Origin of the sequence: Sinorhizobium fredii NGR234, from assembly GCF_000018545.1 — a bacterium.
Classification (GTDB): domain Bacteria; phylum Pseudomonadota; class Alphaproteobacteria; order Rhizobiales; family Rhizobiaceae; genus Sinorhizobium; species Sinorhizobium fredii_A.
Genome location: NC_012587.1, coordinates 1,964,030 through 1,986,212, shown reverse-complemented (window position 1 = coordinate 1,986,212; position 22,183 = coordinate 1,964,030). Strand labels below are relative to the sequence as shown.

Below are 22,183 nucleotides of genomic sequence, written 5' to 3'. Positions count from 1 at the left end.
TCGTCCGGATTCGGGGAGATAAGGCCGTGATCAAGAACCGTTAGCGAAGACGTCCTCTCAAGCAAGGTCGCCGGCATCCAGCCGCGGCAGCATTTTCCGAAAAACTCAAATCCGCTTCGACGCTGCTCCTAGCCGGCGAACGAAGCTTCTATGCCAACAAGTACTCAGGAGAGACAAATGAAAATGATACCTGGCACCGACGGCGCCGATACGCTGGATGGCGATTTCGGCACGGACCAGATTTTAGGCATGGGCGGAAACGATACGCTCAGCGGCTCATTCCAAGGCGACATGATCTTCGGCGATACGGGCGAAGACACAGTGAACGGCAACAGCGGCGATGATTTCCTCGATGGCGGTGACGCGAGCGACCATATCAACGGCGGCTCGGGACGCGATACGATCATGTCGGAAGTGCCGCTGCTGCGCGAGCTCGACTTTGGCGACGGCGACGTCGTCGACGGCGGATCGGGCACGGACCGCCTGATGGTCAACTATTCCGAACTCTCGGAAGGCGTTAGCATCACGATCCGCGACTGGATTACGCCGCAGACGCTGACAGGCAACATCCAGGCCACCAATGTCGAAGCGTTTTACATTACCGGCACCGATTTCGCCGACATGGTCACTGGCGGTAACTACAGTGACATGCTCTCGGGGGGCGAGGGCGACGACAAGCTGACCGGCGGCCGCGGTGCCGACTTGCTGATGGGGGACCTCGGCAACGACACCCTGAAAGGCGGCTATGGACTGGATTTCCTCAACGGCGGTGACGGCAATGATGTCCTCACCGGGGATAATGGCAACGATTTTCTTGCCGGCGACGGCGGCAACGACGACGTTCGCGGCGGCACCGGATCCGACTCCGTTTCCGGTGGCCTGGGCACGGACAGCCTGTTCGGCGATGATGGTGACGACATGCTCGACGGCGGCGCCGGCGACGACAAGGTCGAGGGCGGACTGGGCAACGACACGATCACCTACATCTATGGCGAGGGCAAGGACACGATCACCGACGCCGGCGGCAGCGATCGCCTGGTCATCCGCAACTTCACAGGCGATTTCACGGCAAAGCTGCCGACGCAGCTCAACACGCTGGCCGGCGGCACGACCTTCGTCGGCATGGACCACTACACCATCGTTGCGACCGGCACCGGGATCAACAAGATCGTCACCGGAGCGGGCAACGACGTCGTCGATAGCGGTGCCGGCAACGACTCGGTCAGCGGCGGCGCCGGCAACGACAATCTCAATGCGGGCATCGGCAAAGACAGCGTGTCGGGCGGTGACGGAAATGATGTCGTCACCCTCGGCGACGGCGGCGCCGACAGCGGTGACGGCGGAGCCGGCACGGATACGGTTATCGTCGATCGGCGTGCGGCGACGGCAAGCCTGAGCTTCTCGGCGACGAATGCGACAGCGACGCTGTCGGACGGCACCAGCCTCAAGAACTTCGAGCACTACCGGGTGTCGTTCGGCGCCGGCAATGACGTCGTCAAGTCGGTCGGCAGCGCCCAGAGCGTCAGCTTCTCCGGCTTTGCCGGCAACGACACGCTGATCGGCACCGCCGGATCCGACATGCTCGATGGCGGCACCGGCAATGACAGCCTCTCCTCCGGGGCCGGCAACGACCGCCTCATCGACTTCGGCGGCACCAATGTCATCAACGCCGGCGACGGCAACGACACGGTCACCGTCGGCGACAGCGGTGCCCTGATTGGTAACAACACGGTCGATCTCGGCACCGGCAACGACTCGTTCGAGCGGACAGCCTCGACCGGAAAGCTGACGCTCGATGGCGGAACCGGTACCGATTTCGCGGGGATCGATTTCTCCAAATATACGGCTGGGGTCACCTTCAAGCTCGCTCCCTCCGTCACCGTCAGCAACGCGCCAGTCGCGGTCAAGAACATCGAGCGGGTGAAGCTCGTCGGCGGCAGCGGCAACGATATCTTCGTCGGCGGCGCATTGAATGATGCCTTGCACGGCGGCAACGGCCACGACAGCCTGACCGGCGGCGCCGGCGACGACGTGCTGGCCGGCAATCTCGGCAACGACACGCTGGCCGGCGGCCTCGGCAACGACACGCTGTCGGGCGACGGCGTCGGTTTCTACGGCGGCCGCGACAAGATCTCCGGCGAAGACGGCAATGACCGCGTCTATGCCGGGATCGGCGACACCGCCGACGGTGGTACCGGGACCGACACGCTCGATCTCGACGCGCGCAACCAGACGAAGGACATCTCCTTCAGCTTCGCGACCGGCAGCGCCACCGTCGACACGACCACCTCGTTCAAAGCCTTCGAGGTGCTGAACTATCTCGGCAGTGCCGGCAAGGATACCGTCACCGGCGGCAGCCTCAACGATCGTCTGGAGGGCAATGCCGGCAACGACACGCTGCGCGGCGGAGCCGGCAATGACGTGCTGCACGACGGCGCCGGCAGCGACAGCCTCTTCGGCGATGCCGGCAACGATACGCTGGTGCGCACCGTGTTCAGCGGGACGGACGTCTTCGACGGCGGCGCCGGCACCGACACGCTGTCCTTCGCGAATGCCAGCGACATCTCGGTCGTGCTCGATCTGCAGAGCCAGGCCTCGAACAGGGGCATGGCGCAGGGCCTGACGGTGAAGAACTTCGAGATCATCAACGGCAGCGGCAATGATGACGTCCTCCGCGGCGACGCGCTCGCCAACACCCTCAACGGCGGTGGGGCCGACGACGTCCTCGACGGCCGCGCCGGCGTCGACCGGCTGAACGGCGGCGCCGGCGACGACTGGCTGACCGGCGGCACCGGCAACGACCTGTTCGTCTTCGACCGTTCCGGCCGCGACGGCGAGGGCGACGTCATCACCGACTTCACCCGCGGCCAGGACAAGTTGCTGATCGACAAGAGCGACTACGGCATTGCCGCCGCCGACGCCAGCGTGACGCTCGTCGTCGGCGCCGATCCGGTGGCGACCAGCACGAAGGGCACCTTTCTGTTCGAAAGCGACAACGGCCGCCTGTGGTTCGACGCCGACGGCAAGGGCAGCGAGGCGGACCTCGAACTGGTGGCGATCCTGAAGGGTGTCACGACGCTCTCGACTAGAGATTTACTCCTCGCCTGACGCGGTTTCGCTAGCCTATTGATAGCGAGACGGGGCGGGATAGACAGTATCCCGCCCCGTCCAGTCAGTAAAACATTCGGGCCGCCAGCCGCTGAGCGCTCATTGTTCGGAGATTCCGATGCCGTTTGTCCATAATTTGCTTGCAGCGACCTGTCCCGCTTGATGGTCTCTATTCCGTTATTCAGAAAAGGCTAGAAAATGCGTAGCTTTATGAAATCGGCGATAGCGCTCGTGTTGTCGGCTTCCAATGTTCTTGCCCAGGAGATGGCGTATTTCGAGAACTGGGTCGCCGGTTGCGACAATCTCCGATCCTGCTCGGCCATCGGACTGCCCGAGGAGGGTGTTGCGGAAATCGGGTTCGTGAAGATCGAGCGTGGCGGCGCGGCGAAGGCTGCGCCTCTCGTGACCTTTGGTTTTTATGACGTCGAACCACGAACGGATAGGAAGCTGGAAGTCTTCCTGGACGATCAGGAAGTGGGCGGGTTCATCAGCGAGCAGGACGGTGTTTACACGAAGGCGGTGCTGTCCGGTCAGAATGCCGATGCCTTTTTCGTTGCGCTGGGCAAGGCCAGGCAACTCCGCATTTCAAGGAGCGACAAGAATGGGAGGGCTTTGGCGCGCGTGGTGATCGCGGTGGCGGGATCGGTGCCGTCGCTTCGTTTCGTCGACGACAGGCAAATGCGCGGTGGGACTGTTACGGCCCTCGTCAACAAGGGCTGGCAGCCCGCTTCCAGGGTTCCCGCAGTTCCCGAGGCGCCGCTTGTGGCGGCGAAACCAATCCAAATCGTCGAGGACAGTCCGCCGCCGGCTTCCACCGCAGATGCGACGAAGGACGCCGATATTCTTCCTGCCCGGATGGCATGGAGCCGATCGTTGCCCGCCTCTCGGCAAGGCAGACACTATGGGGCATCTGCAATTGGGCAGCCGCCTACAATATCGGCTACTCGTTCTTTATCGTCGCGGAGGGGCAGGTCACCCCGGTCGTCTTCGAAGACCACGGCAGCAGTAACGGTCGCTTCCAAAATGGCGTTTCGGTGCTGACCGAACTCGTCAATCCTTCGATCTCCAGAGACGGCTTGACGCTTTCGGCAACAAATGCCGGGCGTGGGGCCGGAGACTGTGGCGAGAAGGGGGAATGGGTGTGGGACGGCGAGCGTTTCCAACTGCTGCGTTACGGCAGGCTCGACACGTGTCGAGGTATCGTAGCCAGCGAGTGGCCCGTGATCTATCGCGCTAACAGGGAATGAGGGAATGCACGATGCTCAAGGGCTGTGTTTCTCCGTGACGACGCAATCGGCGGCGGGTCCGCATCCAGATGGAATTCGGCAACGGAGGCGTTCAGTGCTATTCTCGGGGCTGAACGTCGCGGTCTCTTCGCCGGTGCGCAGGCTGAGGGCCAGATCCGGCGTAAACGCTTGAGAAGGTTGCACGAGTCCGGAGAGGCGCGGCACGGGAGTGCAGCCGAGGGAGGAACAAATGGAAACCCCTATTTCACTGCATCCATGGCTCGACAACGGCTTCGCCAAGGGCGATCCGGGCTTCAGCGGCGGCACGCTGGTCTGCGCCTGCACTGACCGCCCGGTCAAAGTCAGGATATCCGGCGGGATCGCGCATAATCACGCCTGCGGCTGTACGAAATGCTGGAAACCGGCCGACGCTACTTTTTCTATCGTGGCGGTCACGCCTCATGAGAATGTCAGCGTGATCGAAAACGGCGACAAGCTGGAGATCGTCGATCCGACGGCGCTGATCCGACGCCATCGGTGCCGGGAATGCGGCGTGCACATGTACGGGCCGGTCGAGCGCGAGCACGCGTTCCAGGGGCTCGACTTCATTCATCCGGAACGCTTCCAGGAGCGCGGATGGCCGGAGCCCACTTTCGCGGCCTTCGTTTCGTCGATCATCGAGGCGGGCGTCGACCCCTCGAGAATGAATTCGGTCCGCAATCATCTAAGGCAGCTCGGCCTCGAACCCTACGACTGCCTGTCGCCCGATCTCATGGACTTCATTGCTGCCTGGACAGCAAAGAAGAGCGGCGTTCTGACGCAGTAGGGGGGAACGCTTCGAGTGCCGCCGCGCGCTGCGCGGGTGACGAACCAGAAATGCACGCGCGAAAAATCCCGGTGCCTCGGGGTGTCGGCGCGCCAATTTTGGGTCGATCCAGCCGGATCGGCGTAGAAATGCGCGCCTCGCGCACGTTAGGCGCGATCTCTGCCACAATTTCGCTGCACCTCACCGGCAAAGTCCTGACGCTGACCAACGGCTGGCAGGGGAATTCCATATCTCGCTGAGCGACCGCCATCAGGTTGGGGCACGGCCATTGCAGTTTGCGGGCCGGCTGCAACTTCAATCCTGGAACTCGACATCGGGATCCAGCGATAGGAGATGTGCAGCCTCAAAGCGCTAGAGAGTCTTTCGTACGTCGTAGCGAAGGCGTGATGTAGTTTGCGTGGTTGCCATAGGGCTGCACCGCTCTCGGGCGGAGCCATGCAAAGCTTCGGCCTCTCAGGTTCGCCTGAGGTTTGTCGCGCGCCTCGATCAAGGACGCTCTAGCCCTTTGATTCCGGAGCATTTCATTCGCGCGTTCGGGACGCTCTCCCGAACGCGGGCGGCTCTTTGCGTGCAAGGAATTTGCGCGCCTACGGGGGGCATACCCGGTGCGATGGACGGAAACGCAGAGCGGCGCAACCCGGCATGAGGCCGGCCCGCGCACAAAGGAGACCCGACTCATGAAGGTTGTGGCGTTTCTGACTGCGGCATTAGTCGCGCTTACATCACCGGAGACCACGTCGGCAGGCATGCTGGCCCAGGCCCAGCAATATGCGGGTCTGCACGAGGTCAAGAACAACAAGCGGCTGCGCGCCGCCCTTGGCATCAACCCGGCACGCACGCCCTGGTGCGGACACTTCATGGGCATGATCGCCCGAAAAGCCGGTCGGCAACCGCCACAGAGCTACAGCTTTGCGCGGTCCTGGATCCGGTTCGGGGCGCCGATCAAGCTTTCCTACGCCCGCCCGGGCGACGTCATCGTGGTCAGGACCGGCCGTAGCTATCATGTCGGGATCCTCTCCACGCTGTCGAAATCGACCGCGCGGTTGATCGGCGGCAATCAGTCCGGAAGGGTGCAACTGTCCTATTTCAGCCGCGGCCAAGTGGTCGCCGTCAGGCGCTAGAACGGACAAGGCTGCGTCCCAGTCGACATCGGGCGCCAAAGAGGGCGTTGCGCTTTACACTTTTGGTCGTCCCGCGCGACAGCGCCGCGCGTCCATTCGGACGCGCTAAGGTCGCTGTAGCCTTTGAAATGCTGCATGATTTTGTCCTTAAATCGATTCCGATTTAAGGAATCATGCAGTAATCTCCGCGGCATTTCCATTTTTGCGGATTGCCCGATGTCGCTTCGCCTTGCCACCTTCAATATCGAGAACCTGCTCAGCCGCTTCGATTTTTCCGGCTTCCGCAACCAGCTCAAGCAGGACCGGGTGTTGCGGCTTTTCGATGTGCGCAGCGAGGCGGAGTATCAGCGGCTGGAAGAGGCGCGCACGATCGCCCATACGGACGACACGCGGCAGATGTCGGCGCTCGCCATCGCCGACTGCGATGCCGACATTCTTTGCCTGCAGGAGGCCGACAACATGGCGGCGCTGCAGGCCTTCGAATACGGCTATCTCTTCCGCATGGTCGGCAACGGCTACCGACAAAAGTACCTGATCGAAGGCAACGACTCTCGGGGCATCGACGTGGCGGTGCTGATGCGCGAGGAGACGCGCGACGGGCAAAGGATCGAATGCCTGGAGGTCAAGAGCCATGCCACGCTGACCTATGAAGATCTCGATCTTTTCAACGAGGAACTGGCACTGACCAACCGTCCGCGCGACCGCATCTTCAAACGCGACTGCCTGGAGGTGGATCTGAGGATCGGCGGCCGGCCGCTGACGCTCTATGTGGTGCATTTCAAATCGATGGGGCCGGCCCGAGACGGCCTCGACGGCCGACGGGCGACAATGGCACTTCGCGCAGCCGAGGCGAAGGCGGTGCGCCACGTCATCGAAAGCCGGTTCGGTCGCGGTCATACCGCGGACAAGATGTTCGCCATTTGTGGCGACATGAACGACTATCAGGAGAAGGTGGTCATCCTCGGCGACCGGCGCAACGGCTACGAATTCGTGCCGCATGAGGAAGAGGTGAGCGCGCTCGACATTCTCAGCCATGACGGCTTTGTCGAGAACCCCATGTCGAGGCGGCCGGTGCTTGATCGCTGGACGCTCTTCCACAGCCGCGGCCCGGAGGAACGGCACCTGTGCCAACTCGACTACATCTGGCTGTCACCGGCCCTTGCGCGGCGCAACTCCAGCCGTGTTCCGGAAATCGTCCGCGCCGGCCAACCCTACCGGACGATCTTTCCCGCTGGGCAGGAGGTGGAGCGTTATCCGCGCACCGGCTGGGACCGACCCAAGGCCTCCGACCATTGCCCACTCGTCATGACGCTGGACATATGACATGACCGTTCTCGAAGGCAACCGGGCAGCCTGGCCGGCGGAAGGCACGGTCTTCCCGGTCTCGGAGATCGACATCGAAGTTTCGGCCGAGCCGCATCCGTTCCATCTCGCCGAGGCGGAACGAGCGCGGCAAAGCTGGCAGCGCGAGATCGCCGCCAACCCGCATCTCTTCGACGGCAGGATGCTGCTGCAGCGGGAGATCCGCATCGCCGACGGACACATCGCCGCGCGAGCCCATATCGTACCCTATTCGACGTTCCTTTGGTGGCGAAGAACGCGTGAACCGGGCGCGTATCATCTTTTCGGCATGCCGATGCTGTTTTCCTCGGACGGGGCCATGATCGCCATCCGCATGGGTGCCCGCACGGCCAATCCCGGCCGCGTCTACAGCCCCGGCGGTTCGCTGGAGCCGGAAGATATCGTCGACGGACGTTGCGACGTCGCCGGCAACATTGCCCGTGAGGTCAAGGAGGAAACAGGCATTTCGCTTTCCGAGGCGGTCGCCGAAACGGGATGGAACGCCATTCACATGGACAGTACCGTCACTGTCTTCCGCGTTTTCAGGCTCTCAGCCACGGCAGACGAAGTGCTTGCGCGGGTGGCTGCGCACGTCGCCGCCGATCCGCATCCGGAGATCGACGAGGCGGTGGCAATCCGCGGACCCGAGCCCACAGCGCACAATTATCCGGCGTTCATCCCGCCGATCCTCAAGTGGCTCTTTGCGCGGTGAGGCGGTTGCAGCGCCGCGCGTCCACTCGGAGGCGCTTGCCGTATCTTGAAATGCTGCATGCTTTTGTCCGTGGGTCAATCTGTGGATGTTTTCGCCTTGCCGCCGGGGCGAGAGCATAGCAAGCTTCGTGCGGGTCCGTTTCGGACAAGGGAGCATCGGGAAACGCGCGCCTTCACGAAGGGGAGATGCATGGGACGACGCTACGCGATTTACGACGTCTTCACCGAGAAGCGTCTCGAGGGCAATCCGCTTGCAGTGGTGTTCGATGCCGGAGACCTGAGCGACGTGGCCATGCAGGCGATTGCCCAGGAATTCAATCTGTCCGAGACCGTCTTCATACAGCGGCCGGGGAGTGCCACCCATTCAGTGCGCCTCAGGATCTTCACGCCTTGGCACGAACTGCCCTTTGCCGGGCACCCGACCGTCGGCGCGGCGGTGGCGCTCGCAGAGGGGCTCTACGGCGACGCGGAGAAGCCGCTCGATCTCATGCAGATTCTGGAGCAGAAGGTGGGGCCGGTGCGCGCGGCGGTGCGGCTGCGGCCCGGCGGCCCGACATTTGCCGAATTCGACCTGCCCCGCAAGCCGAGCCGGCTGGATGCGCGCTTCGACAAGCAGGCGATTGCCGATGCGCTTAGCCTCAAGGCGACGCAGATCGGTTTCGAGAATCATGTCATTTCCTTCTGGAGTGCCGGCGTTCCCTTTGTCATGGTGCCCTTGCACGATGTCGGTGCCGTCGCGGCTGTCGAGTTCGACCCGCAGCGTTGGGAGCGACTCGCGCCGCTGGCCGAAGGCCGGCTCGCCGCCGCCTATCTCTACTGCCGCGGCGGCATCAACCACATGGCCCGGTTTCATGCCCGCATGTTTCGCCCGGAGATGGGGATCTCCGAAGACCCGGCAACCGGCGCGGCGGTGGCGGCGCTCTCCGGCGCGATTCACCTCTTCGATGAGCTTGTCGATGGGCACCACCCGATCCTGGTGGAGCAGGGGGTGGAGATGGGGAGGCCCTCCTTCATCCATCTGCACCTCGACATTGCCGGCGGCAAGATCGCGACCGCGCGTATCGGCGGCCACGCGGTGAAGATTGCCGAGGGGGAATTGGCGGTTTAGGCGATCCGAGGCCATCGACGGTTACCGGGGGCGGGGCGGTGGCATCGATATGCTTAGGCAGCTGCATCGGTACCCGCAGATTGGCCCACCTGAGGGAGAATTACAGTAGACCAGTTTGGTCAAATCGACCGGGGCGCTGCAAAATCCGGTCTTGAGTCGCGTTGCGCGCAAAAACATCAAGGAATTGCAACATTGAGGAGTTTTTGGTGGGTGATCACGGGCTCGAACCGTGGACCCGCTGATTAAGAGTCAGCTGCTCTACCAACTGAGCTAATCACCCGTCCAAGACCGCGTCGCAGCGGTCTGGTGGGGCGTATAATGGCCTTCGACTGGCTTGTCCAGCACCCTCTGCAAAATTCTTGGGAAAAATTATCGTCCTCATTCGGTGAACCGGTGGGCGAGTGCGTGCTGCGATTTTCGTGACTGGCCTCAACGCTCCAGATCGGCAGTTCAATACCTTTGGCGAGCACGAAGCGCCCCAAAAATCGCCGACATTTCTCTCTAGCACCCCGACCGGCTGGAGCGTTGCAAGACGGATCTGACGGAGATTTATGCGCGGGTATCTACTTTTGACCGAGGCGAGAAGCGGCTCGAATTGGCTTGGCTCCCTCATCAATAATTCAGGAAACATGGGGCAATCGAGCGAATGGCTGTCGCCAAAAATCCATCGTCTCGACACCAGCTCCTTGTCGTGGGAGGAATTCTTCGAGGAAATCATCCGAAAAAGTTCCACCGAAAATGGCAACTTCGGGCTGAAAATATTCCCCAACCATCTTTTCATCACCCGTGAAATCTATGGGATGGACTTCATTCAATATTGCCTTTCCGTACACGATGTGGCGCTTGTCTTCCTGCGACGCGACGACACGCTACGGCAAGCCATTTCCTATGCCAGGGCAAGACAAACACGGAGTTTTGCTGCCCATGTTCAGGGAAATGCTGATCCTCAATACAATTTCGAAGAGATCGCGAAGTGCTTTTTCTATATTCGCGACAGCTATAGTTTCTGGCGGAGCTATCTGGAACTCACAGGTGCGGAGTCCACCGAGTTCGTCTACGAGAACCTGGTCCCGGACCCATCTCCTTTCATCTCTTGCGTCGCAGAACACCTGGGGGTGCCCGCGCCGGGGGCGCTCGAAACGACGATGGCGGTTCAGCGCGACGAGGTGACCGATGAATGGGTTGCCCGCTTCAACGAGGATCGCAAATCTGCACACTTGCTGGACGCCTATGATCGCCGCGAACACATACCCGGGAAGATCAAGAACTTCTTCAAGCTGGCGACGCGGAGTCTTGAGCCGCGCTATCCGTTCGCGTTCTGAGGGGCAGATTCGGATCATGCGATAACTACAGCGCCGTGCGTCTTTTTCAGACGCACAGGTCGCTGCAGCACTTTGAATTGCTGCATGTTTTTGTCCCTAAATCGAATACGAACTAAGGACACATGCGGTAGCGGTCAGTGTGCCGCTCGTGTGGAGTTGAATTCTCGAGGCGATATCGGTACACGCGCGTATCGTGGACGGCCGACTGGAGCGCATATTGGGCGATCTTCATTATCCCTTTCGTCTTTCTGGGTCCGGGCGAAGCCACAGGGGTCTTCTGGACCGGTTGCTGACCCGCTATGAGACCTACAAGCTCACGGCTCGAGTGCGCAAAAGGAAACGCGAGATTGCGATGGTCTGCCTTCGGGAAGGCGGTCCCCGACCTCTCGCCAAGAATGATCTTCCGCTCGTTTTCAATACGCACAACGACATAAAGCTGATGCCGGCCTTCCTGGCGCATTACAGGAAGCTCGGCGTTTCCCGTTTCATCTGTGTCGATGACGTTTCATCCGACGGGACCCGCGAATATCTGCTTTCTCAAGCGGACGTCGAAGTGTGGGGTTCACCCCTGCGTTACCGCGATGCTCGCCGTGGTCGTGAGTGGCGCGAAGCCCTATTCGACCGCTACGGCGCGGACAGGTGGTATGTCAATGTCGATTCCGATGAGTTTCTGATCTATCAGGACTCTGAGCATCAGCGTCTCGACAAGCTGATCCAGGTACTCGAACGGCGGGGCGACAAGCGCCTCGCTGCTCCCATGCTCGACATGTATCCGATCGAGCCGATCGGCTCGGCCACGCTCGACACCGACGATCATCGCATGCCGTGGGAAATCGCTGACCATTTCGACGGCGTTGGCTATGAAATCAGTTATACCAAACGAGCCATAAGCATCACCGGCGGTCCCCGGAAGCGCAAGTTCGCGCATGTGCTGGAACTCATCAAATATCCGCTGATCTTTTGGGACAGGAATTGCAGTCTTAGCGTCAGCATCCACCAGCCGCTACCCTGCGAAAGAAACTTCCTGGACATTTCCGGGGTGTTGCTGCACTTCAAGTTCTTTTCCGATTACCGCGAGAAGATCGAACAGGCGGTTAGCGACGGACAGTATTTCGACGGTGCCGCCATTTACCGCAAGATGTTGAATGACCTGCAGAAAACCGGCGAATTCGATTTTGCAGATGAGCATTCCGTCCGGTTTTCCGGGTCAAGGCAATTGCTGGAGCTCGGCTTCATCGCCCCTATCCCCTTCGCATCGGAGCCGATCGCGACGCGGGAAGCAACGAAGCGGAAATGACGTCGCGATTGATGAATACGGCGTCCTTTCATAATTCGCACCGAAACCCTTAAACTCTCGCACCGCAAGCGCTATATGCGCCTTGCGTGGCCGCAACGCGGTCGGAGTTGTAATGGGAAGCATATAGATGCAGCGTATTCTGTCGATAATGGCGGTCGCCCTCGTGGTCATGTTGACGGTGGTCGACGTCGCCGACGCCCGGCGCGCCGGCGGGGGATTCGGCTCGCGTGGCAGCCGGACCTTTTCCACCGCGCCGGTAACACGCACGGCGCCCACTCCGGCTGCGCCGATCGAGCGGACCATGACGCCACGGCAGACTGCGCCGAGCGCCACCAGCCCGACGACACAGAACCGGACGGCAAACCGTCCCGGCTTCTTCAACAGTTTCGGCGGCTCGATGCTGGGCGGTCTGCTGATGGGCGGGCTGTTCGGCATGCTGCTCGGCCACGGGTTTGGCGGCGGCATCGGCTTCCTGGGACTGCTGCTGCAGCTTGGCCTGATCTTCCTCGTCGTCACCTTCGCAATGCGACTGTTGGGTCGTGGGCAGAGCCCGGCCTATGCAGGGTCTTCGGCACAGTCTTCAGCAGCCGCAACAGCGCCGTCGTCGTTCCGCATTCCGAGAATCGGCGAGGGGCCGGGTGGCCTCGGTGCGAGCGCCGCCGCGACCTCCACCACAGCGTCAGCGTCTGCCGTGGGTGCGCAGACGGACGAGATCGGCGTCGAGCAGGGCGATCTCGACCGGTTCGAAACGATGCTGAAGGAGTTGCAGGCGGCTTACGCGGCGGAAGATTATGCGGCCTTGCGCCGGCTAACGACTCCGGAGGCCATGTCCTACCTTGCCGAAGAGCTTGGCGAGGACGCGACGAAGGGCCTCAAGAACGACGTTCGCGAGGTTCACCTCGTCCAGGGCGACGTGGCCGAGGCCTGGAACGAGAGCGGCACCGACTATGCGACTGTTGCCATGCGCTACGAGAGCATCGACGTGATGCGCGACCGCGCAACCGGCCGCATCGTCAGCGGCGATGCCGAACGGCCGACCGAAGCCGTGGAACTGTGGACTTTCGCGCGCAAGCGGGGCGGCGACTGGCAGGTCTCCGCGATTCAGGCGGTCGAAGCATAAGCGGCAAAAGCCGGGATCGGTGCTCCCAATCCGGCGGATGCCGGCCGCCTTGGCCGTGCGTGCCAGGGCGCAGGAAAGCCGCGCTCGGCAGGAGGCGGCGACCGGCTTTCGTCGCAGCGCGTTGAATAATAAAATAGAGATCCTCTCAGGGGGCGATTGACATGGTCTTGTGGGCATCGGCATCGGCCAAGCATGCAGGGTGGCGGCCAAGCTGGGCCGTGAAGCGGCGCGGCATCGTTTTATGCCTGATCGGGCTCACCGTATCGGGCCTTGCCTGCAGCGCGGCGGCGGCGGATTGCAAGAGCCTGCCGGGACCCGGGGTTGACTGGCAGGATTGCAACAAACGGCAACTGATGATCGGCGGCAGCGACCTGAAAGGCGGCAATCTGGTCGATACGGATTTTGCCTCCACGGATCTGAGCGGCGCTGATCTCACCGCGGCAAATCTGGAGAAGGCCACATTGGTGCGGGCCTCGCTCGCCGGCGCCAAGGCCGATAAAGCGAACTTTTCCAGAGTCGAGGGCTATCGTGGCAACTTCTCCGGCATTTCCGCCGAGAGTGCATTGTTCGTCAGTTCCGAGTTGCAGCGCGCCGATTTTTCTGGGGCGCGGCTGACGGGAGCCGATTTCGAGAAGGCCGAACTCGGCCGCGCCAATTTCGGCAAGGCTGTTGTGACTGGAACGCGCTTTTCCGTGGCCAATCTCTCGCGTGCCGATCTGAGCGGCGCAGTTTTCGAGGGTCCGATCGATTTCGACCGCGCCTTTCTGTTCCTGACAAGGATCGAGGGGCTAGACCTTTCGGCTGCAACGGGTCTTACGCAGGATCAAATCGATCTCGCTTGTGGCGATGCTGCAACGAAACTTCCCGCTGGTCTTGCGGCGCCTGACAAGTGGCCGTGCCCTCCAGACGATGACTGAGCGCATCTCGTTATCCCAAAAGCGCTGCGCACCTTTCGTGCCACATGCATTAGTTGATCCGCTTGCCGAAGGAACTCTCTGGGAATAGGCAGAACACCGGCTTTTGCCGTAGGGCGACGGCCGATCTTGCGTTTGAGGCCAGCCATCGCCGCACGGCGTCCTCGGCGTCTTCGTCGCTGACCATTTCGATCGATCGGCCCATGAGATCGAGGCGGCGGCCGGAATAGCCGAGATCGTCGGGGTGTCTGCCGAAGCGCGTCGGGCCGAGGTCGCTGCACCACCGTTTCCTGTGCGGAAACGGTTTTGCGGGACCGGCCTCGAAGTAGGCCCACACGTCGAAATCCTTTATGCCGTTCGCGCCATCGAGGTAGTGGAGCGCGCTTCCCTGCGCGAGGGCCAGCAGGAGCAGACGATCGCGATAGAGGCCGGCCACTTTTGCACGATCGAAAATGGCGCTGACACTTCGCATGGCGGCCGAGGCGATCATCCTCAGATCCGCCAAGGTCAACGGTTCGTAGGATCTTTCCGAGACGTCGGCGATCATGTCCGCTCCAGCCGCGACCTTGGACATAGCTAAACTATATCTCAATCTTCCTTTCATGAGGCATGGGCACGAGGCTGAGGCCGGGATGGCCGGAGAAGCAATCCTTTTTAGGCTCGTCTGCGACTCCATCGGTGCGGACGACCGTGGCCACTTCGTACCCCAATGCAGCGGCGACCTTCTTCAGCATCTGGCGCGCGCGAAACTCGTGGCGGGCGGCAGCTTCCTCCTCGGTGACGTAATAGGCGGCGCTTATCGCCTCGATGAGATTCAAGGCGGCGAGATTGACGACGGCATAGGTCTCGGCGCGCATCATAGGAATCTCCCGAATTGCTGACGGTGGTTGTGCGTTCCATGAGAACTTTGCGTGTTGTCGGCCCGAACGCCCGCAAACTCGCGCTCGCGGGCTATTTCGAAGAAGGCGTCGTCGGTGATTTCCGACGCAGGCACGGCTTCGCGCTGAAAAACGTCACCGTCAGCGCCCAAATGCCAGGCCAGCGAGGCGAGGCTCGAATAGGTGGAGGAGAGAAACGTCTTCAGCGCCGTCTGATTTTCCGTGTCGCTCGATCGCAGCAAATCGGCCGAGAAGAGTTCCTCCACGTGGTCGTGGAAATTGGACTTTATGCGTGGGATGGACATCTGCTTTCCTCGTAGTCTCCAATCGTCACCGTCGCGTTGGGCGATGTATCTCGACCTGAGGACAACATCTCATTCGACACGAAACATGTCAACATTCTCCGTGTTGAAATGATGACATCACGATCTCAGGGCGCGAAGCCGGTCGCCGACGATTCGGAACGGCGGGCAATGGCAGGGCACGCCCTGAATGTCGTTGAGAAGGCTGCGGCCTGAAGGGGCGCTCAGGCGTTGCCGGCGAGCGCGATGTAATGGACCGAGTGCACCGTGCGGGCCTCGAAGCGCAGTTCCTTTTGCGGGTTGAACTGCTCAAGTACCAGCTCGGAACTGTTATGCCGGACGAATTTCTTCACGTAGGCGAGCAGGGCGCCGCCCTCTTCCAGGCGGATCTGGGCGATCACATAGTCGCCTTTCCTGACGCGCCGCCCGGGATCGACAAAGCAAACTTCGCCGTCTTCATAGCGCGGATACATGGAATCGCCGGATACTGAAACCGCGTAAGCATCAGAAATGTCGGACAGAATGGGCGGCGCCAGGACTTCGTGCAGCACAGTGCCGTTCATCAGAAATTCACCATCTACACCGCCAACGGCCTGGCCAAAGACAGGGATTTTCTTGCCCGGTCCGACCAGCTTGGTGGGAGGGCCGGCGTTCGGTGGGTCGACCTCTGCCGGCTTGGGGATCGGGATCGGTCCGCCGGTCTCTGCGTCCGCTGCCTCGCCCATGAGCCAAACGGGATCGACGTTGAACTTGCGCGCGTAGATCTTGGCCTCGGCAAAGTCAAATTCGTTCTGGCCGTTCTCGTGGGCGCGATAAGTCGAGGCGACGATGCCAAGGGCGTTCGCCGCATCGGAGGCAAAGCGGTACCTCGCATTGATGCGTGCCTGGCGCAATCGTTCAGATTTTTCATTCATGACATGGAGCATAGCAACACGCATAACATAAATCATGTTGACAACACAACATGTATGGTGTCATTCGTGAGTGAGAAGTCAAGGGAGACAATCGCCTATGAACTACCCATATCCGATCTCCAAGGGAGAGGATGCAGTCGCCCAGCGTGCCATCGAGCACCGCGAGGACAGTATAAGGAGCGGGCAAGCGACGGACGGCTGCGTTTGCTGCACGCGTCGACCATTGATGTGGCCTCGTGCTGGTTCCGGGGAGGTCGGGAGTTGGGCCGAGCCTCAGGCGCTCTGGACAGTGGGGAGGAAAAGCGCATGACCAGTTCGCAACTCGCAAGGCAGCATCGTCATTATCTGGCGGTCCGTGAGCGGCTGGTCCGCTCTGCGGGCAACTCCGGACGATGGCCCGCAATCGCCGAACTGGAGGCACAACTGGCTGAACTCGCCACGGCGAACGCCACAAAAGCGCGTCGAATAGCTACGCTGGAAGAGGATTTGGCCGATGCTCAGGCGCGGCTGCTCGCGCAAGCTCAAATGCTGTTGTCAGGTCGTCGCGCGGATGACGGCGACGAAGCGGATTGCGACAGGTCCTCGATCGAGGAGATCGTTGCAGCCGTGCTCGCGGACTTTCCTGGCGTGACGTGGGCGGACATTGTCAGCGTCCGGCGCGACCGTCAGTTGGTGAAACCCCGACATGCCTGCATGCGTGCGGTCTACGAGAAGCGGAAAGATCTGTCGCTGCCGAGGATCGGCCGCATCTTTCATCGCGACCATACGACGGTGCTCGCAGTCGTGAATCGCCCAGTGCCGTGATCGGCCGCCACCTGCAGCGCACCGGGATGCGGCGCCGGCTCCCGATTTTGAGAGCCGGGATTGCGAACCCGGCGCGCTTCTTCCTCGTCCCGAAATTTCGAAAGGATAAATCAATGTTGAGCAAGGCTCAGAAGCTCCGTGCAAAGCGCAAGGCGCAACTCGGACGTCCGCGCAAAATCGATGCCGAGCGCTTCGCCTGTGGCAAGATCAAACCGGATTGGGCGAAGCGCGAGAGCGAAAAGGAGACCATGGCCGTAGCGCTTGCGGCGCGAAAGCGCATGCATGGGCTCGCCACGAGCAGTACCTTCGCCGGCTATACGCTTGGACGGCTGTTTCTTGACGGGCGGATCACCGAAGCGCAGCGGGAGGCTGGTGACGACTATGGGCGCGTGATGGCGCGATATTATCACCTTAGCGGCATCCCTTTTCCGAGCATACGTGCCCAAGCGCTCGACCGGGTACAGGGGCATCCCGCCGAGACGACCGAGGAGCGCCATCGCCAGATAAAGCGGGCGACAGAAAGAATGATGCGGCTCGAAGGCGTGTTGCTCGGATGCGACGAGGGGCGGCAGGTCAAATCCACGGTCTTCAATGTCTGCGTGATGGACTATGAAGGGCTGCGGATGATGCCGGAGGCACAATTGCTGTGGCTCAAGCGGGGATTGAACGCCCTCGTCTTCGAAAAGGGTTTGCACGATTGCGGCGAGAGGGACAATTGTTTTGAGCCGTGATAGGAATATTATCCCACTACAAAGACGGCACAAGTGCTCGACGAGAGCTCAACCAGCCAGTCCGGTCAAGCCAATGTCGCGGAAGCGATCAACACTTCGTGATCGCTCTCCAGACGCTGGCACAAATCCGGAATTCAGCCATTCTCTCTTTCGAAGGGATGACAGATCCTAGGAAAGGTAATGGCAATGAAGAGGCTAGCAATCATTGCCCTGTCGCTGGCGACGGCGATGAGCAGCGTTCCGCCGCCCGCAGGGGCGTTTCCCACCATGCCGACCGTAAAATCGGAAACCGCCGATGTTCAGCGGGTCCAGTTCTCCTATGAACGGGGTGAACAATTCAAGGGGAGCGGGTGCCGATATCCCTGTGTTCGCGGGCGCGACTATCGGCGAGGGCACTATAGCAATCGCTACTACCGAAACGGATACCGTCGCCATCACTACCGGCACTACGATGACGACGACGATGATTTTGGCGCATTGTTCGGTGGTCTCGCGGCCGGCGCGATTATCGGCGGGCTGCTGGCGCAGCCGCGGTACTATTCGGGACCGCGATATTATGCCGGAGGCAATCCCCACGTCCGCTGGTGCTATGGGCGCTATCGGTCCTATCGGGCCTACGACAACACCTACCAGCCCTATTATGGGCCGCGTCGACTATGCGTTTCGCCTTATCTATAAGCAAGCTGTAGGCGACTCTTCGTGATAGTGACTGGCCGCTCCGGGCACGAGGCGGTCAGCGTCGATTCGCCGTCGGCGCCATGGGCCAGCTTTCAAGAAATTGAGGGGCGGGACCGTCGACATTCTGCTAAGATGGATATCGACAAGGCGCCCTTCGGCCGGCCCCCTGAAGAGGTGCGCGTAGCGGGACTGCTGCGCGAGACGGAAGCCAGTGAGAACACCATTTATCATTGCTTTGGCGCTTGGGAGTGCCGTGGTAGGTCCCGCTCCGGGAGTGGCTCAAACATGCATCGGCATTTGCGCGGGCCCTTCCAAGCATGAGCTCTTCGTCGAGCGGCAATACAGGGATTTTATCCTGCCGCGCTATCCAAGCTATGGTGCATCGCGCTATCAAGGACAACGGCCCGACATCGGCGTTGGGCCGGGAGCGACGGTCGGCGGGCCCTTGCCGGGAACTGTCGGGCCGCGCATGCGCCCCCGCCGCGAGATCCGCCTCGACCTGAATGCCCATATGCGCTGGTGTCTCGAGCGCTATGCCTCATACCGTCTCGACGACAACTCCTATCAGCCTTTCAGCGGCCGCCGCCGCCTGTGCAATTCGCCTTACGACTGACGCGCAAGGGCGATCCGGCACGTCGGGTCGTGATTCAGCCTCGCCTCTCAAGCAACCTCATCGCGGCCTGGGCCGCAGCTTGCGCCTGCAACTGGCTGCCAAATTGGCCTTGGGCAGGGTAGGTCACACCGCGATAGGTGAGCGCGAAGGCCCAGCGGCCGTTCATGCGCTTTTCGACCCTGATCGTCGCAGCGGGCTTCTTATCAGAATTCAAGGCGAACTCCCTCGCTTCTCGCGCCGGCCGGATGGGTCGGCGCCAGTACCTTGCCCATCCGCCGAGGAAAGGCAAGGGCACTGCAGCACTCTGAATTGCTGCATGTTCTTAGCCTTGAATCGGCGACGATTTAAGGAAACATGCAGGAGAAGCAGGGAGCAGCCGTAGAGCGGCTATTCTACCGCCCTGGCAGGGCCGAAACGCTCCATCACGAAAGAGGTCTGGATGGTGGGGGCTTGCAGACGACTGGTCTTTTCGAGCTTTAGGGTGACTTCCTGGACCGGCGGCGTCCGCTGCCAGGCGGTGGAGAGAAACAGTGCAGCGCCAGCGACAAATCCGATGGCGACATAGATCCAATGGTTGCGCATGTGAACAACTCCTTCCCCCGCGAAGGCAATGCGTTGGGGGCCTTTCTGTTCCCGGCGCGGCCGGGACGCGGGTAACATGTTTAGGTTCTAAAATATTTGCGGTTCGCACCGCGTCTTGGCAGTCAGTTTAAATATGGCTGTCAGCTTCCAGGCGTCCGTCTGCTGATAGCATTCAAATGATAGTACGGCTCGCCGGAGCGAGCATCAGGCCAGCGTCCGCAAATCGTGCGATGCCGGGGTATTAGATAGCGTCATGCGGTTTGAAGCATTCTTCAAAAGACCTAGGCCCAGCCCTTGTGCATCAGCCGTTTGGCGATTGAAACAGAGCCCAAAGTATTATGCAAGTAGTTTATAATATACGTTTGTATAATAAGATGCTCGGACGACTTTGCTGTTTCGGCCCGGGCGAGGAACGTGGATGCCAAATGGGGTGGCATTCGCGATTGCGGGGGTTTACACCGGAGCACAGAATTCTGTGGCTAAGTCCCAAATCGAACATTCCGCCGCTGAGCGGAGCTTGCATGAGCAGGCCCCCTGGAGTATTCCATAAATCAAGGATAGGAATTTTGTCCTCACATCGCTGGTGCCTTTCCAGCGATTGATGCCGGCCCCGCCTCTAGCGACGGGCGCACCAGACTTCCTCTCATTTCTTATCAGATCAAGCTTACGGCGACCTGCGCGTCTTCAAGACGCCGCGGCGTCGTATGCGGCCGGCGATGCGCCTTTCGCGTCGACCCGAATCCGCAGGGCGGTTCGGAAGCGTCACGACGTGGCTAGCTCGATGCATCCTCTACCAAGGAGGCGCACGCGAGTTTGGCAGCATCGCCGGCCGCGATGGATTGTCGGAGTGCGGATGCGGAGACGCAACGCAAGGTTGTTGAGCAGTTCCACGAATATGAAGCCCGGGAACCTGGCTACATGAGCCCGGCGGAAGCAAGGGCTTACGCTGAAAGCCTGGCGCGAGTAATCGCTGGGTGTGCATGGGGCGTAGGCAACACAACTGGGGCCAAGGCGCAGCAGAGACGGCCGCTATCGTTCGTATTGTGCTTACAGGCGTGAAGTAGGCGTTGCCGGATTCGGCTTGTCTAAGTCCTCGACCACAATGATAAGCCTGCCGAACTGGGTGACGCTAACTTCGCCCCGCTTATAGGGTGGGTAGAAGAGCACGGCGACGCGAGGGCTACCGCTTCTGAGCCATATTTGGAAGGAGCCGTCACGGAATATGCAGCAGGGTTTAGGCTCGGGGGGAGCGGATTTGAAGGAAAGCAGATAGCTGTCGCCCGACACCTCACGCAGCTCTATCAAATGCTCCGCAATCGGAAGCAAACAGAGGTAGCTGCCATCGCACCAACCGGTTGCGTGCTCGAAGCTCTTATCGGCCTTTTGGAGCCAGGCCTTGACGAAATAGCGCGGTTCGCCGCTTTGGCTCGCCCCGAAGGCGGGCGGGACTGAAGCGGCGATAAGGAAGGCTGCAGCCAAGAGCGGACGCATGTTTCGATCTACCTATGTTGGGCGGAAGCATCGCAGGCACCCGCTTCTCGATTCACTTTGAGGGAGCATCGACATGGTCGCTGTCGAGGTGCTGCCCGTTGATCAACTGCACGGTCGTTTCAACCCTAGTACTAGAGGTCCTCAACGACGATGATGAGCTTTCCGAACGCGTTAATGCCTTCGTCACCCCATGTCTCCGGCCTGAAGTAAAGGGATGCAACGCGAGGGTACGCGCTCTCAAGGCGGGCCTCGCGTGAGCCGTTGCGGAAGACGCAGCAGGGGACCTCTTCCGATGGATCGGATGTGAAGATAAGCGTGTAATTGGAGCGGGACAACTCGCGCAGCTCGATCATGTGATCGCCGATCGGAATGAAACAGCGATAGTTTTCACCGCACCAGCTTGTGGTGTGCTCGAAGGTCTTGTCGGCCTTTTGAAGCCACGCTTTGACGAAATATTGTGGTTTTCCGGATTGACCCGCAGGAGCGGCGGAAGCGGTTGTGGCGGCAATCAAGAAGGCGGCAAGAATGCGGCGCATGGTTCCCTGCTGACGGCGAAATGGTTCGATGAAGACAGGCAATGCTGGTCTTCAGCATTCAATCTGAGTCGCGATTCCGGCGCAATTATGGGTGGCGCTACGTATGTCGAATACACGCATCATCGACGCCCTATATTCCAATGAGGGGGAGCGATGGACAGGACAAGCGGAGAGCGCGATGCTCGATGACGAAAACGCCGCATCGCAAGCGCAGGTGCCGGACGATGCAACGGCCGGATCCCTCACGCCGATGGGACCAACCAGGTGGCGTGGCCAGTTGGGGAGCGCGTTCCTCGATGCGGTGCGGGCGGATTTCGCGGCGCATGGCGTTGGCGTGATCGCCCGCATTCGGGCGGAAAAGCCCGAGACCTATCTGAAGCTCGTCGCCTCGCTGCTGCCCAAGGACTTGAACGCGGCCGCAGGCGGTACGGACGAGCTGTCGGACGATCAGCTGATCGAGCGGATCCGCGCGCTGGATTCAGCGATCCGCCCGCTGTTCAATGCGCGAAAGACCCGGGCGCGCCGGCCAAGGCGACCGGCGCGCGAAGGTGCCTCCTGAT

At 61.0% G+C, this 22,183-nt stretch carries 24 protein-coding genes, 1 tRNA gene and 1 pseudogene; 17 read left to right on the top strand and 9 right to left on the bottom strand.

Annotation, left to right across the window (positions count from 1 at the left end; all coding sequences use genetic code 11):
• The first annotated feature begins 177 nt into the window (after positions 1-177).
• The 8 genes and pseudogenes from NGR_RS20895 (at position 178) to NGR_RS20860 (ending at position 9,441) form a co-directional block, all read left to right on the top strand.
• Positions 178-3,108 (top strand): beta strand repeat-containing protein, encoded by a 2,931-nt coding sequence (locus NGR_RS20895; RefSeq protein WP_012708460.1) that lies wholly within the window; start codon positions 178-180, stop codon positions 3,106-3,108.
• A gap of 198 nt (positions 3,109-3,306) precedes the next feature.
• Positions 3,307-3,855 (top strand): annotated as a pseudogene (locus tag NGR_RS33865) (DUF1176 domain-containing protein); the annotation flags it as partial.
• Positions 3,856-3,968: 113 nt separating this feature from the next.
• The gene (locus tag NGR_RS33580) at positions 3,969-4,355 is read left to right on the top strand and encodes a DUF1176 domain-containing protein (protein WP_164924381.1); all 387 of its coding nucleotides are present in this window, start codon (positions 3,969-3,971) and stop codon (positions 4,353-4,355) included.
• Positions 4,356-4,584: 229 nt separating this feature from the next.
• A complete protein-coding gene (gfa, locus tag NGR_RS20880) occupies positions 4,585-5,160 on the top strand; it encodes an S-(hydroxymethyl)glutathione synthase (protein WP_012708457.1) in 576 nt (191 codons plus the stop codon).
• A gap of 677 nt (positions 5,161-5,837) precedes the next feature.
• Entirely contained in the window at positions 5,838-6,281 is a 444-nt protein-coding gene (locus NGR_RS20875; RefSeq protein ID WP_012708456.1) for a TIGR02594 family protein, read from the top strand.
• Between the two features lie 216 nt (positions 6,282-6,497).
• On the top strand, positions 6,498-7,604 hold the full coding sequence (locus NGR_RS20870; protein ID WP_012708455.1) for an endonuclease/exonuclease/phosphatase family protein: 1,107 nt from the start codon (positions 6,498-6,500) through the stop codon (positions 7,602-7,604).
• A gap of 1 nt (position 7,605) precedes the next feature.
• Complete coding sequence (locus NGR_RS20865) at positions 7,606-8,334, top strand: NUDIX domain-containing protein (RefSeq protein ID WP_012708454.1); 729 nt, start codon at positions 7,606-7,608, stop codon at positions 8,332-8,334.
• 189 nt (positions 8,335-8,523) lie between these two features.
• A complete protein-coding gene (locus tag NGR_RS20860; RefSeq protein WP_012708453.1) occupies positions 8,524-9,441 on the top strand; it encodes a PhzF family phenazine biosynthesis protein in 918 nt (305 codons plus the stop codon).
• Positions 9,442-9,645: 204 nt separating this feature from the next.
• On the opposite strand, the gene NGR_RS20855 is transcribed toward NGR_RS20860, so the two are convergent.
• Positions 9,646-9,721 (bottom strand) — tRNA-Lys (locus NGR_RS20855).
• Between the two features lie 271 nt (positions 9,722-9,992).
• On the opposite strand from NGR_RS20855, the gene NGR_RS20850 reads away from it, so the two are divergent.
• From NGR_RS20850 to NGR_RS20835, 4 genes are all read left to right on the top strand, one after another.
• On the top strand, positions 9,993-10,763 hold the full coding sequence (locus NGR_RS20850; RefSeq protein ID WP_012708452.1) for a Stf0 family sulfotransferase: 771 nt from the start codon (positions 9,993-9,995) through the stop codon (positions 10,761-10,763).
• Positions 10,764-11,049: 286 nt separating this feature from the next.
• Positions 11,050-12,060 carry a glycosyltransferase family 2 protein gene (locus NGR_RS20845; protein WP_164924636.1) on the top strand — a complete coding sequence of 337 codons (1,011 nt, stop codon included), beginning with the start codon at positions 11,050-11,052 and terminating at the stop codon, positions 12,058-12,060.
• 127 nt (positions 12,061-12,187) lie between these two features.
• Positions 12,188-13,180: a TIM44-like domain-containing protein gene (locus tag NGR_RS20840; protein WP_012708450.1), complete on the top strand. Its 993-nt coding sequence runs from the start codon at positions 12,188-12,190 to the stop codon at positions 13,178-13,180.
• A gap of 161 nt (positions 13,181-13,341) precedes the next feature.
• Positions 13,342-14,097 (top strand): pentapeptide repeat-containing protein, encoded by a 756-nt coding sequence (locus tag NGR_RS20835; RefSeq protein ID WP_012708449.1) that lies wholly within the window; start codon positions 13,342-13,344, stop codon positions 14,095-14,097.
• 49 nt (positions 14,098-14,146) lie between these two features.
• Here the strand turns inward: NGR_RS20835 and NGR_RS20830 are convergent, their stop codons facing one another.
• From NGR_RS20830 to NGR_RS20815, 4 genes are all read right to left on the bottom strand, one after another.
• Entirely contained in the window at positions 14,147-14,584 is a 438-nt protein-coding gene (locus tag NGR_RS20830; RefSeq protein ID WP_240545155.1) for a hypothetical protein, read from the bottom strand.
• A 91-nt stretch (positions 14,585-14,675) separates the two neighbouring features.
• Complete coding sequence (locus tag NGR_RS20825) at positions 14,676-14,954, bottom strand: hypothetical protein (protein ID WP_012708447.1); 279 nt, start codon at positions 14,952-14,954, stop codon at positions 14,676-14,678.
• Complete coding sequence (locus tag NGR_RS20820; RefSeq protein WP_012708446.1) at positions 14,951-15,277, bottom strand: hypothetical protein; 327 nt, start codon at positions 15,275-15,277, stop codon at positions 14,951-14,953. The genes NGR_RS20825 and NGR_RS20820 overlap by 4 nt, the downstream gene beginning before the upstream one ends.
• Positions 15,278-15,498: 221 nt before the next feature.
• Entirely contained in the window at positions 15,499-16,188 is a 690-nt protein-coding gene (locus tag NGR_RS20815; RefSeq protein WP_164924379.1) for a LexA family transcriptional regulator, read from the bottom strand.
• Between the two features lie 306 nt (positions 16,189-16,494).
• On the opposite strand from NGR_RS20815, the gene NGR_RS20810 reads away from it, so the two are divergent.
• The 4 genes from NGR_RS20810 to NGR_RS20795 all read left to right on the top strand — a co-directional run bounded on the left by NGR_RS20810 (position 16,495) and on the right by NGR_RS20795 (position 19,014).
• Complete coding sequence (locus NGR_RS20810; protein ID WP_164924378.1) at positions 16,495-16,992, top strand: helix-turn-helix domain-containing protein; 498 nt, start codon at positions 16,495-16,497, stop codon at positions 16,990-16,992.
• A 113-nt stretch (positions 16,993-17,105) separates the two neighbouring features.
• The gene (locus NGR_RS20805; RefSeq protein ID WP_012708443.1) at positions 17,106-17,723 is read left to right on the top strand and encodes a hypothetical protein; all 618 of its coding nucleotides are present in this window, start codon (positions 17,106-17,108) and stop codon (positions 17,721-17,723) included.
• 186 nt (positions 17,724-17,909) lie between these two features.
• Positions 17,910-18,401: a BA14K family protein gene (locus tag NGR_RS20800; RefSeq protein WP_012708442.1), complete on the top strand. Its 492-nt coding sequence runs from the start codon at positions 17,910-17,912 to the stop codon at positions 18,399-18,401.
• Between the two features lie 211 nt (positions 18,402-18,612).
• Positions 18,613-19,014: a BA14K family protein gene (locus tag NGR_RS20795; protein WP_012708441.1), complete on the top strand. Its 402-nt coding sequence runs from the start codon at positions 18,613-18,615 to the stop codon at positions 19,012-19,014.
• 34 nt (positions 19,015-19,048) lie between these two features.
• Here the strand turns inward: NGR_RS20795 and NGR_RS20790 are convergent, their stop codons facing one another.
• From NGR_RS20790 to NGR_RS20775, 4 genes are all read right to left on the bottom strand, one after another.
• On the bottom strand, positions 19,049-19,228 hold the full coding sequence (locus NGR_RS20790; protein WP_012708440.1) for a hypothetical protein: 180 nt from the start codon (positions 19,226-19,228) through the stop codon (positions 19,049-19,051).
• Between the two features lie 173 nt (positions 19,229-19,401).
• The gene (locus tag NGR_RS20785; RefSeq protein WP_014328792.1) at positions 19,402-19,596 is read right to left on the bottom strand and encodes a hypothetical protein; all 195 of its coding nucleotides are present in this window, start codon (positions 19,594-19,596) and stop codon (positions 19,402-19,404) included.
• Positions 19,597-20,643: 1,047 nt separating this feature from the next.
• The gene (locus NGR_RS20780) at positions 20,644-21,087 is read right to left on the bottom strand and encodes a hypothetical protein (RefSeq protein WP_012708438.1); all 444 of its coding nucleotides are present in this window, start codon (positions 21,085-21,087) and stop codon (positions 20,644-20,646) included.
• A gap of 131 nt (positions 21,088-21,218) precedes the next feature.
• Entirely contained in the window at positions 21,219-21,623 is a 405-nt protein-coding gene (locus NGR_RS20775) for a hypothetical protein (protein ID WP_164924633.1), read from the bottom strand.
• Positions 21,624-21,801: 178 nt separating this feature from the next.
• Here NGR_RS20775 and NGR_RS20770 point away from each other — a divergent pair, with 178 nt between their 5' ends.
• Positions 21,802-22,182 carry a hypothetical protein gene (locus NGR_RS20770; RefSeq protein ID WP_164924377.1) on the top strand — a complete coding sequence of 127 codons (381 nt, stop codon included), beginning with the start codon at positions 21,802-21,804 and terminating at the stop codon, positions 22,180-22,182.
• The last annotated feature ends 1 nt before the right edge of the window (position 22,183 follow it).